This window comes from Streptomyces sp. NPDC090022, assembly GCF_044748145.1.
Classification (GTDB): Bacteria; Actinomycetota; Actinomycetes; order Streptomycetales; family Streptomycetaceae; genus Streptomyces.
The window spans coordinates 303,538-317,539 of sequence record NZ_JBIVFN010000002.1; the positions used below are offsets into that span (position 1 = coordinate 303,538).

Annotated in this window: 17 protein-coding genes and 2 pseudogenes; 9 read left to right on the forward strand and 10 right to left on the reverse strand. The window is 74.2% G+C overall.

Translation table 11 applies throughout. The features are described from left to right. Nucleotides 1–9: 9 nt before the first annotated feature. The 3 genes from ACIPXB_RS05880 to ACIPXB_RS05890 all read right to left on the reverse strand — a co-directional run bounded on the left by ACIPXB_RS05880 (nt 10) and on the right by ACIPXB_RS05890 (nt 3,761). Complete coding sequence (locus ACIPXB_RS05880) at nt 10–732, reverse strand: hypothetical protein (protein WP_401445026.1); 723 nt, start codon at nt 730–732, stop codon at nt 10–12. Nucleotides 733–840: 108 nt separating this feature from the next. Further along, entirely contained in the window at nt 841–2,883 is a 2,043-nt protein-coding gene (locus tag ACIPXB_RS05885) for an FUSC family protein (protein WP_401445027.1), read from the reverse strand. A 50-nt stretch (nt 2,884–2,933) separates the two neighbouring features. Beyond that, nucleotides 2,934–3,761: a hypothetical protein gene (locus ACIPXB_RS05890; protein WP_401445029.1), complete on the reverse strand. Its 828-nt coding sequence runs from the start codon at nt 3,759–3,761 to the stop codon at nt 2,934–2,936. Between the two features lie 147 nt (nt 3,762–3,908). Between ACIPXB_RS05890 and ACIPXB_RS05895 the strand changes: the two genes are divergently transcribed. The 3 genes from ACIPXB_RS05895 (at nt 3,909) to ACIPXB_RS05905 (ending at nt 5,361) form a co-directional block, all read left to right on the forward strand. Next, nucleotides 3,909–4,382, forward strand: a complete 474-nt coding sequence (locus ACIPXB_RS05895) for an RrF2 family transcriptional regulator (protein ID WP_401445829.1) — start codon at nt 3,909–3,911, stop codon at nt 4,380–4,382. 76 nt (nt 4,383–4,458) lie between these two features. After that, on the forward strand, nt 4,459–4,860 hold the full coding sequence (locus ACIPXB_RS05900; RefSeq protein WP_401445031.1) for a RidA family protein: 402 nt from the start codon (nt 4,459–4,461) through the stop codon (nt 4,858–4,860). 96 nt (nt 4,861–4,956) lie between these two features. Further along, entirely contained in the window at nt 4,957–5,361 is a 405-nt protein-coding gene (locus ACIPXB_RS05905) for a hypothetical protein (RefSeq protein ID WP_401445034.1), read from the forward strand. A gap of 88 nt (nt 5,362–5,449) precedes the next feature. Here ACIPXB_RS05905 and ACIPXB_RS05910 read toward each other — a convergent pair whose 3' ends face one another. The 4 genes and pseudogenes from ACIPXB_RS05910 to ACIPXB_RS05925 all read right to left on the reverse strand — a co-directional run. After that, nucleotides 5,450–5,638, reverse strand: a complete 189-nt coding sequence (locus tag ACIPXB_RS05910; protein ID WP_401445036.1) for a hypothetical protein — start codon at nt 5,636–5,638, stop codon at nt 5,450–5,452. A gap of 58 nt (nt 5,639–5,696) precedes the next feature. Further along, the gene (locus ACIPXB_RS05915) at nt 5,697–6,056 is read right to left on the reverse strand and encodes a hypothetical protein (protein ID WP_401445039.1); all 360 of its coding nucleotides are present in this window, start codon (nt 6,054–6,056) and stop codon (nt 5,697–5,699) included. A gap of 116 nt (nt 6,057–6,172) precedes the next feature. After that, complete coding sequence (locus ACIPXB_RS05920; RefSeq protein ID WP_401445041.1) at nt 6,173–6,418, reverse strand: hypothetical protein; 246 nt, start codon at nt 6,416–6,418, stop codon at nt 6,173–6,175. A 17-nt stretch (nt 6,419–6,435) separates the two neighbouring features. Next, nucleotides 6,436–6,966, reverse strand: a pseudogene (locus tag ACIPXB_RS05925) (CbtA family protein); the annotation flags it as partial. Nucleotides 6,967–6,984: 18 nt separating this feature from the next. On the opposite strand from ACIPXB_RS05925, the gene ACIPXB_RS05930 reads away from it, so the two are divergent. Further along, nucleotides 6,985–7,119, forward strand: a complete 135-nt coding sequence (locus ACIPXB_RS05930; RefSeq protein ID WP_401445044.1) for a hypothetical protein — start codon at nt 6,985–6,987, stop codon at nt 7,117–7,119. Here the strand turns inward: ACIPXB_RS05930 and pucL are convergent. Then, a complete protein-coding gene (pucL, locus tag ACIPXB_RS05935; protein WP_401445046.1) occupies nt 7,116–8,060 on the reverse strand; it encodes a factor-independent urate hydroxylase in 945 nt (314 codons plus the stop codon). The two genes, ACIPXB_RS05930 and pucL, sit on opposite strands and share 4 nt — an antisense overlap. 255 nt (nt 8,061–8,315) lie before the next feature. After that, nucleotides 8,316–9,653, reverse strand: a complete 1,338-nt coding sequence (locus ACIPXB_RS05940) for an aspartate aminotransferase family protein (protein ID WP_401445048.1) — start codon at nt 9,651–9,653, stop codon at nt 8,316–8,318. 148 nt (nt 9,654–9,801) lie between these two features. Here ACIPXB_RS05940 and ACIPXB_RS05945 point away from each other — a divergent pair, with 148 nt between their 5' ends. From ACIPXB_RS05945 to ACIPXB_RS05955, 3 genes and pseudogenes are all read left to right on the forward strand, one after another. Next, a complete protein-coding gene (locus ACIPXB_RS05945) occupies nt 9,802–10,155 on the forward strand; it encodes a PRC-barrel domain-containing protein (protein ID WP_401445051.1) in 354 nt (117 codons plus the stop codon). Nucleotides 10,156–10,172: 17 nt separating this feature from the next. Continuing rightward, nucleotides 10,173–10,607, forward strand: a complete 435-nt coding sequence (locus ACIPXB_RS05950) for an STAS domain-containing protein (protein WP_401445053.1) — start codon at nt 10,173–10,175, stop codon at nt 10,605–10,607. 83 nt (nt 10,608–10,690) lie between these two features. Beyond that, nucleotides 10,691–11,209 (forward strand): annotated as a pseudogene (locus ACIPXB_RS05955) (ATP-binding protein); the annotation flags it as partial. 31 nt (nt 11,210–11,240) lie between these two features. Here ACIPXB_RS05955 and ACIPXB_RS05960 read toward each other — a convergent pair. Continuing rightward, nucleotides 11,241–12,314 carry a SigB/SigF/SigG family RNA polymerase sigma factor gene (locus ACIPXB_RS05960; RefSeq protein WP_401445055.1) on the reverse strand — a complete coding sequence of 358 codons (1,074 nt, stop codon included), beginning with the start codon at nt 12,312–12,314 and terminating at the stop codon, nt 11,241–11,243. Nucleotides 12,315–12,606: 292 nt separating this feature from the next. Between ACIPXB_RS05960 and ACIPXB_RS05965 the strand changes: the two genes are divergently transcribed. Further along, nucleotides 12,607–12,996 (forward strand): VOC family protein, encoded by a 390-nt coding sequence (locus ACIPXB_RS05965; RefSeq protein WP_401445057.1) that lies wholly within the window; start codon nt 12,607–12,609, stop codon nt 12,994–12,996. Nucleotides 12,997–13,140: 144 nt separating this feature from the next. Beyond that, nucleotides 13,141–13,968 (forward strand): PP2C family protein-serine/threonine phosphatase, encoded by an 828-nt coding sequence (locus tag ACIPXB_RS05970; RefSeq protein ID WP_401445059.1) that lies wholly within the window; start codon nt 13,141–13,143, stop codon nt 13,966–13,968. Nucleotides 13,969–14,002 lie beyond the last annotated feature (34 nt).

Sequence of the window (14,002 nt, forward strand, 5' to 3'; positions counted from 1 at the left end):
CCCCGCTTCTCAGATCCCGCTCGGCGGGCAGCGCGTGGCGGGCTCCTGGACGGTGGGGCATTCGTCGAGCGTCAGCTGGGACAGGTTCATGCTCCCGGCGGCCGGGTCCCACTCGTAGTCGGAGATCGAGACGAGCTTCGGGTTGGAGGTCGGCTCGCGCACCGCGAGGTGCCCGGCGGCCACCTCCACGCCCTCCAGTACCGCGCGGTGGGACAGCACACGGGTGACCGCGCCGTCGTCGACGGTGTAGACGCGGAGCTCGCTCAGCCGGCCGTCGATGTCCACGGCACTGATCAGCTCGTCCTTGCCGTCGCCGGTCAGGTCGTGCAGGACCGGTGGCCGCACCGGGCAGTCGGGGCCGCCGTCGGCGGCCGAGGTGCACCGGGCCAGCCGCTGCGCCGCCCGCGGGTCCACCAGCTGCCCGGTGCCGCCGTCCTTCGCGGCGTCGGCGAGGATGTCCGCGCGGACGACGGCCAGCGCGTCCACGCCGCGCATGGTCCCGCCCGGTACGGCGGGGACGCCCGGCACCACGGCCGGCCGGCCCGGCTTCTGCCCGGGCGCGGGCGGGGCGGGACGGACGTCCTTCCACAGGGCCAGCGGCTCGTGGGCCTCGCCGAGATCGCCCTCGGTCCGCAGCCCCGTCACATCGGCGCACCCGGTCACGGCCGCGGCAGCCAGCGCGAGGGCCAGGACGGGCAGACCGCGGGCCGGGGGAGCGAAGAGGTGCCGCATGCTCCGATGCTCCCTCGCGGAGCCGGTCCCGGCCCGAGACCGGGCCCGAACGGGGGACACCGCCGCCCCCGGCCCGGGACCGGGCGGCTCTTCCGGGAACCCGGCAGGTCAGCGGCCGAGCGTGCCGCTCGGGGACCCGGGCCCCTTCCGCGGCGCGGCCGGCGGCTGCTCCGGGTGCGGGCGGACGATCGCGCGGGCGGCCGCGACCTCCTGGCGGACCGGGCAGAGCACCCCGGTGTCGTCCTCCCCCGGCCCGGGGGCGGGCTCCGGACCCGGGATCCGGCTGCCGCGTACCCCGTCCGCCAGTTCCCGCAGCTGCCGGACGATCTCGTCGGCCTCCTCCGCCGCGGGCGCGGCCGCGCCGTGGTTGACCCGGACCCGGGCGGCCGTGGTGGCGTCCACGATCCGCTCGACGGCGACCACCAGCGGCCACCAGGCGGCCGCCCGCGCACCGGTCGGCGGCGGCTCGGTCAGGGCGCGCTGGAACTCGTTGCGGACGCCAGACAGCTCGCGGTAGATGCGCCGGCGGTCCTGGAGCCGGGCCTGCCGGGCCGCGGCGAGGGCCTCCGGGCCGGCCACGGGGGCGAAGGCCCGCTCCACGTACCGCGCCGCGTCGTCGACGCAGTCGGCCAGCCGGTCGCCGATCCGGGTCCGCCAGCTCTCCGGCCACAGCAGATAGCCGGCGATCAGGGTGATCGCGCAGCCGATGAAGCTGTCCAGCAGCCGCGGCCGGATCAGGTCGAAGCCCTGGTGGTTGAGCTGGTCCGAGAGCAGCAGGATCACGGGGGTGATGGCCGCCGTCTGGAGGGCGTACCCCTTCGCCGAGAACACCGGGATCAGCGCCCCCAGGAACAACATCACCGGGACGTCCCACCAGCCGCGCGGCACCTCCGCCAGCACCGCCGCCGCGATGACCAGCCCGCCGGCCGTGCCCACGGCCCGCAGCACGGCCCGGGAGAAGACCGACCCGAAGTCGGGCTTCAGGACGAAGGTGACGGTCAGCGGCACCCAGTACGAACGCTCCAGCTCCACCAGGGACACCAGCGACTGGGCCAGGCCGATGCACACCGCCAGCCGCAGTCCGTACCGCCAGGAGGCCGAGGAGAACATCACGTCGCGCACGGTGCGGCGCACCCGGACCCCCAGGGCCGCCGGGCGGCCGAGCCGGTCGTCGACGTTGTCCACGTCGGGGTCGGCCAGGTGCACGATCCGCGCCGCGTGCCGCAGCGCCGCGTCCAGGGCCCGCTCGGCGGGGGTGTGCGGCGCGGGCAGGTCCAGCGCGGCGGGTCCGGGGCGCCCCTCCTCGACGGCGGCCGCCAGTTCCCGTACCGCCGCCGGGATCCGCGGCGACAGCGGGCGCCCGCGCAGGTGCACCGCCGGTGCGGCCTCCACCAGCGGGATGACGACGTTGAGCTGCGCCAGCATCCGCACCAGCGCGGGGCTGCCGCCGTGCACCCGGGCCCGCCGCCCGAGCACGAGGTCGTAGGCCTGGTCGAGGGCGTGGGTGAGGGCCTGCCGGCGCTCCTCGTACGCCGGCCCGCCCGCCGCCTCCAGCAGCTCGGCCAGCCGGTGGTAGGTCGCCGCGACCGCCGACCGCTCCGGCTGCCGCCCGCGCAGCGGCCAGCCCAGCAGCGTCAGCGCGAGCACGAACAGCCCGCCGGCGGTGAGCAGCAGGGGCGCCGTCCACCAGGGCTGCGGCAGCGGGAGCCCGGCCCCGATCACGGCGTAGAGCAGGAGCAGCAGCCCGGAGACGGAGGCGACCGTGCCGATCGAGGAGATCATCCCGGAGACCAGTGCGACGAGGGTGAGCGCCCCGACCGCCACCCAGCCGTGCCCGTACACGAGGGTGCCCAGGGCCACCCCGACGGCGCCGAACACCTGGGGGACGGCGATGTTCAGGATCCGCATCCGGTAGGCGTCGGCGGTGTCCCCGATGACGCCGGACAGGGCGCCCATCGAGACGAGGGCGCCGTACTCCGGCTCGTCCAGCGCGAAGCCGGCCGCGAGCGGGGCGGCCAGGGCGACACCGGCCCGCGCCGCCGCGGCCCACGGGATCGGCGCGGAGGCCGGCCGCAGACCCCTCAGCAGCCACGCGGGCGGCGCCAGCCGGTTCGGCCGGGTCCGCCCGGACGGTATCTGTTCGGTGCTCATCGCCGCTTCCGTGCCGCCGCTCGCGAATCGGATTCTTCTGAGTTGTCAGCTTATGGGGTACGGCGCAGCCGCCCCGTCAGCCAGGCGGCCAGCGCCACGGCGAGACCGATGGCCAGCACCACCCAGACGGTGGTCCGCAGGAACGCGGTCAGCGCGTCGTAGACCGCCTCGGCGGCCGCCCGGTCGATGTCGGCGGGCAGGTCGTCGAGGGTGAGGTGGCGGCCGACGGCCACCGCGATCGACAGCAGGACGGCGCCCAGCGCGATCCCGAGTCCGGTCGCGACCACGGCCCGGCGACGGCGGACGGCGACGGCGACCGCGCCGACGGCGAGCAGCACGGTCAGCACGGGCAGCCAGATGCCGGCGATCTGGAGCATGCGGAAACCCTTCCGGAGCGCCCCCAGGTTGCGGTACTCCATGACCGTCACCGTCACGTGCGTCTCGGGGATGCGGTCGGCGAACGGCACCCCCTCCGCGACCAGTTCCCCCTTGACCTGGGCCACCACCGGCGCGAGGTCGATGGTGACGGCGTCCCCGTCGCCGTGGGCGAGCGCCTGCGTGAACGCGGCGTGCGCGGCCCGGTTGGCGGCCTCCCAGGCGCTGCGGTAGGCCTCGGTGCCGGTGAAGGAGCGCATGGCCTCGCCCAGGAGCGCCTCCACCCCGCCCTGGAAGGGGCCCGCGTCGATCTGCGCGGCGATGGCGCGCGTCGCCCGGGTGACGACGAGGTTCTGTACGGCCGGGTCGTCGGCGAGCGGGGCCATGGCGGCGGTGTAGCGGTCGGCGTCGGCCACCTCCCGGTCGGCCCAGTACGCGACGGCGCTCGCGGGCACCAGGAGGGCCACGAGCGCGACGAGTACCGCCGACAGGAAGGTGCGCACGTCACCAGGGAAGGTCGCGCGGGCGGGCGGCGCGAGCCCTGCTGCTGCGCCCGGGTGCCGTGTCGGCGCCGTGTCGCCGGTTCGGCCCATCCCCGCCCCGGCCGCTTGCCTCTTCTAATCTGGATATCTAACATCCAGATTATGAAGATGAGCGAGGGCGTCGAGTGGGCGCTGCACAGCTGCGTCAACCTGGCCTGGGCCGGCCCCGACCGGGCGGTCTCGGCCGCGCGCCTGGCCGCCTGGCACGAACTCCCCGCGGCCTACCTGAACAAGCAGCTCCAGGCGCTGGCCCGGGCGGGCATCGTGACCTCCACGCCCGGACCGCGCGGCGGCTTCCGCCTCGCCCGCCCGCTGGACCGCATCACGCTCATGGACGTGGTCGCCGCCGTCGAGGGGCCCGAGGAGGCCTTCCGCTGCGCGGAGATCCGTCAGCAGGGACCCGGCGGCGGCCCGCCCTCCGCCTTCTCCGCCGACTGCGCCATCGCGCACGCCATGACCCGGGCCGAACTGGCCTGGCGCCGCGAGCTCGCGGCGCAGCACCTCGACGAGATCCGTCAGCAGGCCGAACGGCAGGCCCCCCAGGCCCCCCAGCGGCTGCGCGACTGGCTCGCCGCGCACTGACCACCACCCCGCACTGACCACACCACGCACGTACGCACGTACGCACGTAGGCACGGACGACCCAAGGAGCCTGGACATGACCCGCAGCATCACCAACCCGGCCGGCCTCCACGACCCCACCGGCTTCGGCTACAGCCACATCGTCTCCGCCCCCGGCGAGCAGGTGTTCATCGCCGGCCAGTACGGCTCCGACGAGAGCGGCCACGTCGTCTCCGACGACTTCGAGGCGCAGGTCGCGCAGACCTTCGCCAACCTGCGCACCGCGCTCGCGGCGGCCGGCCTCGGCCCCGGCGACGTCGTCCGCGTCGGGACGTACATCGTCGGACACGACCAGCGGAAGCTGGAGATCCTCCTGAAGCACCTGCACGCCACCTGGGGCACCGAACTGCCCGCCCAGACCCTGATCGGCGTCGCCGCGCTCGCGCTGCCGGGGATGCTCTTCGAGATGGACGCGGTGGCGGTGCGCGCCACCGCCTGACCGGTACGGCGCACCGGTACGCCGCACGGGTGATCCACTTGCCGCCCCCGGGCGGCGGGTGTGCCCTGGACGGTGGGGGAGAGAAGGAGCCCTGCCATGGCACACGCGGTACCCACACCCACCGCCACCCGGCGGCACGCGGCGCCCCGGCCCCGCGAGACCCGGGAGATGCTGGCGCGTCACCTGCTCGCGGGCCTCGTCTACGGCGTCTACGCGGCGTTCATGCAGCGCCAGATGGGTCCGGTCGACGCGGCGAACGTCTTCTACGGGATCCTGTGCGGCGTGATCTTCGCGGCGTGCCTGGCCGTGATGGCCCGCGTCGGCCCCGCGCTGATGCCCGAGCTGCGCGCCACGATGTACGGCGCGTTCACCGGCATCGCGCTGGGGTACCTCTACAGCCTGACCGGGGACTCCGTGCTCCGCTCCACCGGCGTCGCCCTGTTCGGCGCCGTGCTCGTCGGGGTGCCGGCGTTCTACTGGTTCCACGTCCACGACGACTGACGACCGACGACTGACGGCGGCCGCGGGCCGTCGCGCGTACGCCGGTCCCCGCGCCCCGTGGCCGGACGCGGGGACGCGGGTCGCCGGGCTACCTGGAGCGGCTCACCGCCTCGGCGGCCACCGGCCGGTCCTCGTACGTGTCGGGGTCGGGCTCGCCCTCCCCGGCCGGCACCGGCGCCTCGGGTGCGGGTGCGGGTGCGGGCTTGGGCGCGGGTGCGATCCGGACCACCTCCGCGCGGAGCATGGCGTTCAGGGCGGTGAAGGGGTCGATGGGCATGCGGGAACCTCACGGGGGTGCGGTGGGGGTGTGGGGAGTGCGCTGCTGCTCGGAACGCTCAGCAGCGCAGCACCACGCTCCGCACCGTCCGCAGGGACCGCTCCGGTAGCGGGCTCCCGTACGAGATCCCGCCCGGCGGTGTCGCGAGGCTCACCGGTACGCCCGCCTCCGGCGGCCGCCGGACCGGCACGCCGCGGGTGAGCGCCCGTACGGACGCCCGGACTTCGGGATCGGCGGCCGGGTCGGCCTGGCCCTCGCCGCCGGGGTCGGCGGGCGCCGACGCCGGGCACGGCTCGGCCGGGGCCCCGGCGGCCGCGGGACCGGTGCCGAACACGCACAGCAGCACGGCGCAGACCACGGCCATGGCCTCGGCCAGTGCCGCGCGCGCCTTCCGTGTCCACGACGGCGTCCCGCTCATGCCCGGAGCTGTGCCCCGACACGCCGGAGAACCACCCCGCCCGGCCCGTCGATGCCCCCGGGCGGGGGACGAAGTGCGCCCCTTCAGAGCACCGTCAGCCCACCGTCAGACCACCTTCAGACCACCACGGACGCCACCGCCGCCGCGCCCATGAGCGCGGCGGCGAGGTGGACGGCCGGATGGCCGTAGTCACCGGACCACAGGTGCCGGACCAGGCCGCCGAGGGCGGCCAGGGCCGTGATCACGCCGATCTGGGCGAACAGGGTCAGCGCGGTCAGATGGACCAGCACCAGCATCAGGCCACCCAGCCAGAACGGGGCCGCGCCCGTCCAGCCGCGCCACTGCCAGATCGCCGCCTGCATGGGCACATTCCCTCGTCTCAGCTGGTCGGCTGTACCGCCTCCCTGCCAGATTCGGGCCCGGCCGCGGCCGGGACAAGCAGCCGTTCGGCAAGAGTGCCGAAGACGAGGCCGAAAACCGCCCACAGGGCGGCCTGGATGGCCAGCGAGGCCAGCCGGAACTGCCAGATCAGCGTCGCCGGGAAGCCGGCCGGGACCTCGTCGATCGGCGGCAGGAAGGCGTACGCCAGCCCGATCGTCACGACGAACACACCGGCCGCGGCCCAGCCCGCCGTCCAGGTGCCCCACTTCGGCGCCAGGCGGCGGCCCACGATGCCCGCGGCGGCCGCGAGCAGCACACCGAGGACGACCATCAGCAGGTAGAGCGCGGTCCGCCGGGCGGCGGTCTCCGGGTCGCCCACCGCCGGCGGGTTGGCCGGGTACTTGAAGAACGGGACCGGTGTCATCGTCACGAACGCGCCGAGGGCGACCAGGGCCCCCGTCGCCCGCGGCGAGAAGCGGCCGACGCGGCCCAGCGCGTACGCGAAGACGAGCGACGCGATACCGCCGAGCAGGCCTTCGTACGGGCCGTGGTCGTGCACGCGCTGGGGCTGGACGCGCGGACGTTCTGGCGGCTGGACGCCCGCCCGGACACGCTCACCGAACTGAGCGGCCGCGCGGGGCGCTGGAACCTGCGGCTCGGGGCGCCGCACGACGCCGGCTAAGCCGTGATCCAGTCGCTGGTCGCGATGACCGGCTGCACCCCGTCGCGGTGGATGGTGCCCTCGATCAGGCCGTACATCCGGTCGGCGGCGAAGTACACCTCGTTGTCGTTCTTGAGGCCGAAGGGCTCGAGGTCCACCAGGAAGTGGTGCTTGTTGGGCAGGTTCAGCCGGACCTCGTTGACCTTCGGGCAGTGGTCGAGCACCCGCTCGGCCATCTGGTTCAGGGTCTGCTGGAGCGAGTAGGAGTACGTCTCGGCGAACGCCTCCAGCATGTGCCGCCGCACCTTCTTGTACGAGCGGTCCCAGTCGTACGACGCGTCGTCGGCGGCCAGCGCCGAGTGCGCCCAGCGGGCGGTGACCTTCGTCGCCAGGATGCGGTCGTACGCCTCCTGGAGCGTCGTGTACTCGTCCTTGATGTAGCCGTGGAACTCGGAGTCGGTCGAGTTCATCACCGTCAGGTCCTTCAGGCCCGAGATGACCTGGAGGCCGGTGGTCTCGCTGTAGGTGATCTGCGCGGTGCGCACCTCCTGGCCCTTGCGGACGAAGGAGTGCTGCTCCTTGCGGGTCGGGACCGGGATCCGGTCCCAGGCGTACTCCTCGATCCGGATCTGCGCCTCGCGGATCGGCGACTGGGAGGAGACGAAGTGCTTGGCGAGGAGGATGCCGAAGGCCTCCGGCGACTCGATGCCGTGCTCCTTGCCGAAGGCGTACACCGTGTTCTTGGTGGTGTCGGTCGGCAGGCAGTTGGTGTTGTCGCCGGTCAGGTGGACGTCGCGGAACTCGCCGCGGAGCGCTACCGAGACGTTGAGGTCGCGGATCTCGTGCCACGATCCTCCCCCGGACTCCGTCCGGGAGGTGCCCCCATTGCCCTTGCGGGTGACCTTGACGATGCGGTTCTCGGCCTTGCCGTACTGGTTCTGGGCCAGGACGTGCTTGCTCATGCGCTGTCTTCCTTCGGGTCTCGGGAACACGGAGTCCGTCTCAATGGATCCGTACGCCCGGCGTCCGGCGGCCGCGCACGCAGGTGCCGCCGGCCCGCCCCCCGCCGTTCGGCCCCCAGGGGGCCGCCCCGGGACTGACGTGCATCCCGGTCCGTAGGTGCTCCTCGGATTGCAGCACGCCCACGGGCCGTCAGGAAGGAGACGGATCGTCCGAGACGGCCGTCCCCTTTTTGGGCGACCCTCCATCCGCGCAGGTCAGGCCATGTGCGCGTCCGCGACCGAGAGGGCGCTGTCGAGGATCTCCAGCCCCCGGGCCACGTCGTCGGCGCCGATGTTGCACGCCGGGGCGACGTGGACGCGGTTGCCGGCCACCAGCGGCCACAGGCCGCCCTTCTTGCAGGCCGCGGCGAAGGCGCCCATGGGGGCCGCGTCCGCGCCCGAGGCGTTGAAGGGCACGAGCGGTTCGCGGGTTCCGCGGTCGCGTACGAGCTCCAGGGCCCAGAAGGTGCCCAGGCCCCGGACCTCGCCGACCGAGGGGTGGCGCTCGGCGAGCGCGCGCAGCCCGGGGCCGAGGAGCTGCTCGCCGGTCCGGGCGGACTGCTCGACGATGCCCTCCTCGGCCATGGTGGTGAGCGTCGCGACGGCGGTGGCGCAGGCCAGGACGTGCCCGGAGTAGGTCAGTCCGCCCGGGTAGGGGCGGCGGGCGAAGGTCTCGGCGACCTCCGCCGAGATGGCGACGCCGCCGAGCGGCACGTACCCGGAGTTGACGCCCTTGGCGAAGGTCATCAGGTCCGGGACGACCTCCCAGTGGTCGGCGGCGAACCAGCGTCCGGTGCGCCCGAAGCCGACCATGACCTCGTCGAGGATGAGCAGGATGCCGTGGCGGTCGCAGATCTCACGGACGCCGGCGAGGTAGCCGGCCGGCGGCACGAGCACGCCGGGCGCGCCGCCCACCGGCTCCAGGAGCACCGCGGCGACCGACTGCGCGCCCTCGAAGACGATCGTGTCCTCCAGGTGCGCCAGCGCCCGCGCGCACTCCTCGGCCTCGGTGGTGGCGTAGAAGGGCGAGCGGTACCGGAACGGCCCCCAGAAGTGGACGACGCCGGCGGTGGCGGAGTCGGTGCCGAAGCGCCGCGGGTCGCCGGTGAGGTTGAGCGCGGTGGAGGTGGCGCCGTGGTACGAGCGGTACGCGGAGAGGACCTTGGGGCGGCCGGTGTGCAGCCGGGCCATCCGGACGGCGTTCTCGACGGCCTCGGCGCCGCCGTTGGTGAAGAAGATCTTGTCGAGGTCGCCGGGGGTCCGCTCGGCGATCAGCCGGGCGGCCTCGGAACGCACGTCGACGGCGAACCCGGGGGCCACGGTGCACATCCTCGCCGCCTGCTCCTGGATCGCGGCGACGACCTTCGGGTGCTGGTAGCCGATGTTGGTGTAGACGAGGGCACTGGAGAAGTCGAGGTAGCGGTTCCCGTCGTAGTCCCAGAAGTACGGCCCCTCGGCGCCGGCGACGGCGAGCGGGTCGATGAGCTCCTGCGCGGACCAGGAGTGGAACACGTGCTTGCGGTCAGCGTCCTTGACGGCGTCTCGTGCGTTCATGGATCGAGGGTAATTGTCCATGATTCGGACTGCAATTTCCGGATGCTGGAATCTTGGGCGGGGGGTGTGCGAAGCAGGGGCGCGTGAAGCAGGTGATTGATCGCCCGGTGCGTGGGTAGGTGCCGCGCAGAGACAGTGGGAGGCTGCCGTGGGTACCGAGATGTGGGCTTATGCCAAGAGCAGCGGCCATGTCGCGGGGGTGGAGCTCACCGGTTTCAAGGTGGTGGCGCGCGACGGGCACGTGGGGAAGATCGACAAACACTCCGCCGACGCGGGCCGCTCGTACATCGTCGTGGACACCGGTCACTGGTTCATGGGGCGCCACGTCCTGGTGCCGGCGGGCGTGGTGACGTACGTGGACCTGGACGAGGAGACCGTGCACGTCGCCGTGACCAAGGCCGACATCAAGGCCGGCCCGGACTTCGAGCGCGGACAGCATGAGGACGACGTGGCCCACATCCGGCTGATCGAGCAGTACTACGCCGTCAACCGGCACATGTGAGCCCGGAGGGAGGGACCATGGCCCGGCGCTTCTCCGTCGAGGCGACCGCCGTGGACGGCGGCACCGTCCTCGCCCTGGCCGGTGAGCTCGACCACGACACGGCGGCCCCGCTGCGCGAGGCGCTGGCGGCCGCCCTGGACGGGGCGGGCGAGGGGAACCGGCTGGTGGTGGACTGCGCGCGGCTGCGGTTCTGCGACTCGACCGGACTGAACGTGCTGCTGCGGGCCCGGCTGCGGGCCGAGGAGGCCGGCAGCCGCGTGGAGCTGTCAGGGCTGCGCCAGCCGGTGGCGCGGATGTTCCACCTCACCGGCGCCGAGGGGGTCTTCCGGGTCCACGCCGACCTGGCCGACGCCCTGGCCGCGAGCGGTGCGCCGAGCGGGCCGAGCGGGTCGGCCGACCTGAGCGGGGCGGCCGGCCCCGAGCGGCACGCGGGGGGCGGTGGCGCGCCGTGACCGAACAGACGCGCCGGCTCCTCCTGGGCGGCGGCACCCCGGGCGTGGTCACCCGCTGCCGGGACTTCACCCGCCAGGCCCTGGTGGACTGGGGCTGGGTCGGCCCGGAACCGGAGGAGGACCTGTGGGCCATCGCCGGCGGGCTCGGCGCGGGACGCGGGTACGGGTACGCGTACGCACCCGACGCGGGCCGTGTCCACCCCGTCGGCGGCACCGACGCGGCCGAGGGGCCGGGCGGGCCGGCTGGGCAGGACGGGTCGAGCGGGCAGGGCGGGTCTGGCGGGTCGGCCGGGCAGGAGGGGTCGGCCGGGCAGGAGGGCTTCGACCGTGCGGCCGCCGACCGCGCCGAGGCCGCCGAGGACGTGCTGCTGCTGGTCTCCGAGCTGGTGACCAACGCCTGCATGCACGCCGGCGGCCCGAGGGAGCTGGTCCTGCGCCACACCGCCGAGCGGCTGCGGGTGGAGGTCAGCGACGGGAGCCCGGTCGAGCCCCGTCGCCGTCCGATCCTCGATCCCGCCCTGCCGGGCGGTCACGGTCTGACCGTGCTGGAGCGGCTCGCCCGCCGCTGGGGTTCGGTGCCCTCCACGAGCGCGTGGGGCGGCAAGACGGTGTGGCTGGAGGTGGCCTCGCCGCTCACCGCGGACCCGTGGCGTCCGGCTGCGACACGCGCTGCGACACGTGCTGAGGCTCCCGCTCGGGGTGCGGCTCCGACTCAGGCTCCGGCTCCGGATCCGCCAGCAGCCCGGTCCGCAGCGTCGTCAGAGTCCGGGTGAGCAGCCGCGACACGTGCATCTGCGACAGGCCCAGCCGGTCGCCGATCTCGGACTGCGTCAGCTCCTGGCCGAAGCGCAGGGAGAGCAGGATCCGCTCGCGCTCGGAGAGCTCGGCCAGCAGCGGCTTGAGGGACTCCAGGCACTCGATGCGGTCGTAGGCGGCCTCGTCCTCGCCGAGCGCGGGCCGGCTGCCGTACGCGTCGCCGTCCTCCTGCGCCGGGGCGTCCAGGGACCGGGTGGAGTAGGCGTGCGCGGCCTTGCGGCCCTCGGCCAGCTCCTCCTCGTCGACGCCCAGGCGCTCGGCGAGCTCGCCGTCGGTGGGGGTGCGGCCGAGGTCCTGTTCCAGCGCGTCGTTCGCCTTGGCGGTGTCCAGGCGCAGTTCCTGGAGCCGGCGGGGGACCTTCACGGCCCAGCTGGTGTCCCGGAAGAAACGTTTGATCTCACCCGTGATGGTGGGCATCGCGAAGGAGGTGAACTCCACTCCGCGGTCCGCGTCGAACCGGTTGATGGCCTTGATCAGGCCCACCGTGCCGACCTGGATGATGTCCTCCATCGGCTCGCTGCGGTTGCGGAACCGGCGGGCCGCGAACTTGACCAGGCTGAGGTTGAGCTCGACGAGCGTGTTGCGTACGTACGAGTACTCGGCGCTGCCCTCGTCCAGGGCCTGCAGCCGGTGGAACAGGGCCACCGAGAGCGTGCGGGCCTCGCCCGTGCTGACGCCCAGCGGGTCCTCGGGGATCTCCGGGAGCCCGGGGAGGTCCGCCGGTTCGGGGCTCTCCGTCCGAGGGCGCGGCGCGTGGCTCCTTGGCCCGTGACTCTGTGGCCCGTGACTCTGTGGTGCGCGGCTCTGTGGTGCGTCCGGGGCCGCCGCGGCCGGGTCGGCCACGGGCTCCGTATGGTCGAAGTGGTCGGGGGTGTGCGCGATGGGGTCCATGCTTCGTCCTCCGACGGTGCTGATGCTTCGCGGCGGATGCAGCCTGGCCGTCGTGAGCCATGTCCTGTCTTGATATACCCGGCGGGCGCCTCGGGTATCCCTCGGGCCCGCGTGCGCCCGGCCGCCGGGTCGCGGCGGCCCGCGGGAGGGACCGGTGCCGGCCGCCCGTTACGGGGCCGGATGCGGGGCGTGCCCGCCACGCCATCCTCGCCCCCGGCGCGGCGGCCCGCCACCCCGCGCGGCGCCCCCGAACCCCTTGGAAGATCATCGGATCGCTGGCCATAGTGAGCCCATGGCATCCCTTGTGCATCACGTGACCGTCGACTGCGCCGACACCTACCGGCTCGCCACCTTCTGGGCCGAGGTACTGAACAGCAAGATCGCCGATGACGACTTCCCCGGTGACCCCGAGGCCCTGGTCGAGACGGAGGGCGTGTCGATCCTGTTCATAGCCGTCCCCGACACCAAGACGGTCAAGAACCGGATCCACTTCGACATCCAGCCCACCGACCGCACCCGTGACGAGGAGGTCGAGCGCCTGCTGGCCCTGGGCGCCACCCTGGTCGGCGACCACCGCCGTCCCGACGGCGCCGGCTGGGTCACTCTCGCCGACATCGAGGGCAACGAGTTCTGCGTCGAGCGCAGCGCCGCCGAGCGGGCCGCGGCCACGCCCACGGCCTGAGGCCGCGGGCTTCAGGCCCCAGGCTTCAGGCCTCAGGCCTCAGGCCTCAGGCCTCAGGCCGCTTGCCGCCCGGCGGCCGGACACCGGGCGGCGGGCGGCCCGCGGAAATACGATGGGGAAAACGGACGTCCATCGGAGAGGTCCATGACCCCGCGTCGTCCCCCGCGGTCGAGCGCCGACGACCTGCTGACCATGCTCGGGCGCCTCACCGCCCAGGCGCGGGAGGGGGCCGAGCTGCACACGGCCCGCGTGGAGCTGGCCCAGGCCCTGCAGCGCGAGATGCTGCCGGCCACCCTGCCCGCCGTACCGGGCCTGCGGACCGCGGCCCGGTACGCGCCGGCCCGGCGCGGGCTGGACATCGGCGGCGACTGGTACGACGGGTTCGCCCTGCCCGACGGGGCGCTGGCCTTCTCCATCGGCGACGTCCAGGGCCACGACGTCGAGGCGGCGGCGTTCATGGGCCAGATCCGGATAGCCCTGCGGGCGGTGGCTGCGGCCACCGCCGACCCGGGGCAGGTCCTCGGCCGGGCCAACGACCTGCTGCTGTCGGTGGGCCGCGACCTCTTCGCCACCTGCGGCTTCTTCCGGTTCGATCCGAAGGCCTGGGTCCTGGAGGCGGCCCGGGCCGGGCACGTCCCGGCGGTCTGGGCCACGGTCGACGGCGCGTACGGCGTCGCCGAGGACGAGGGCGGCATCCCGCTGGGCGTGCTGCCCGGCTCGGCGTACCCGGTGACCCGCCACCCCCTGACGCACGCGGGAGCCTGGGTGCTGCTGACCGACGGTGTGGTGGAGGGCCCGTCGTTCCCGATCGAGGTGGGGCTGGCCCGCGTGGCCCGGGTGGTCCGGAACGGCGCGGGCGCCGACCCCGGCGACCTGGCCGCCGAGGTGATGAAGGTGGCCGACTCCACGGGCCACGCCGACGACGCCGCGGTCCTGGTCCTGCGCCATGAGGCGGCCGCGCCGTCGTCGTGACGAGGGGACACCCCTGACCGGGCGTGTCACGCTC

Coding starts and splice junctions, on each gene's coding strand:
- ACIPXB_RS05940 (WP_401445048.1), bottom strand. CDS start 9,653: ATGAACGCACGAGACGCCGTCAAGGACGCTGACCGCAAGCACGTGTTC.
- ACIPXB_RS05960 (WP_401445055.1), bottom strand. CDS start 12,314: ATGGACCCCATCGCGCACACCCCCGACCACTTCGACCATACGGAGCCC.
- ACIPXB_RS05950 (WP_401445053.1), top strand. CDS start 10,173: ATGGCCCGGCGCTTCTCCGTCGAGGCGACCGCCGTGGACGGCGGCACC.
- ACIPXB_RS05900 (WP_401445031.1), top strand. CDS start 4,459: ATGACCCGCAGCATCACCAACCCGGCCGGCCTCCACGACCCCACCGGC.
- ACIPXB_RS05915 (WP_401445039.1), bottom strand. CDS start 6,056: ATGAGCGGGACGCCGTCGTGGACACGGAAGGCGCGCGCGGCACTGGCC.
- ACIPXB_RS05885 (WP_401445027.1), bottom strand. CDS start 2,883: ATGAGCACCGAACAGATACCGTCCGGGCGGACCCGGCCGAACCGGCTG.
- ACIPXB_RS05965 (WP_401445057.1), top strand. CDS start 12,607: ATGGCATCCCTTGTGCATCACGTGACCGTCGACTGCGCCGACACCTAC.
- ACIPXB_RS05910 (WP_401445036.1), bottom strand. CDS start 5,638: ATGCCCATCGACCCCTTCACCGCCCTGAACGCCATGCTCCGCGCGGAG.
- ACIPXB_RS05895 (WP_401445829.1), top strand. CDS start 3,909: ATGAGCGAGGGCGTCGAGTGGGCGCTGCACAGCTGCGTCAACCTGGCC.
- pucL (WP_401445046.1), bottom strand. CDS start 8,060: ATGAGCAAGCACGTCCTGGCCCAGAACCAGTACGGCAAGGCCGAGAAC.
- ACIPXB_RS05970 (WP_401445059.1), top strand. CDS start 13,141: ATGACCCCGCGTCGTCCCCCGCGGTCGAGCGCCGACGACCTGCTGACC.
- ACIPXB_RS05905 (WP_401445034.1), top strand. CDS start 4,957: ATGGCACACGCGGTACCCACACCCACCGCCACCCGGCGGCACGCGGCG.
- ACIPXB_RS05880 (WP_401445026.1), bottom strand. CDS start 732: ATGCGGCACCTCTTCGCTCCCCCGGCCCGCGGTCTGCCCGTCCTGGCC.
- ACIPXB_RS05920 (WP_401445041.1), bottom strand. CDS start 6,418: ATGCAGGCGGCGATCTGGCAGTGGCGCGGCTGGACGGGCGCGGCCCCG.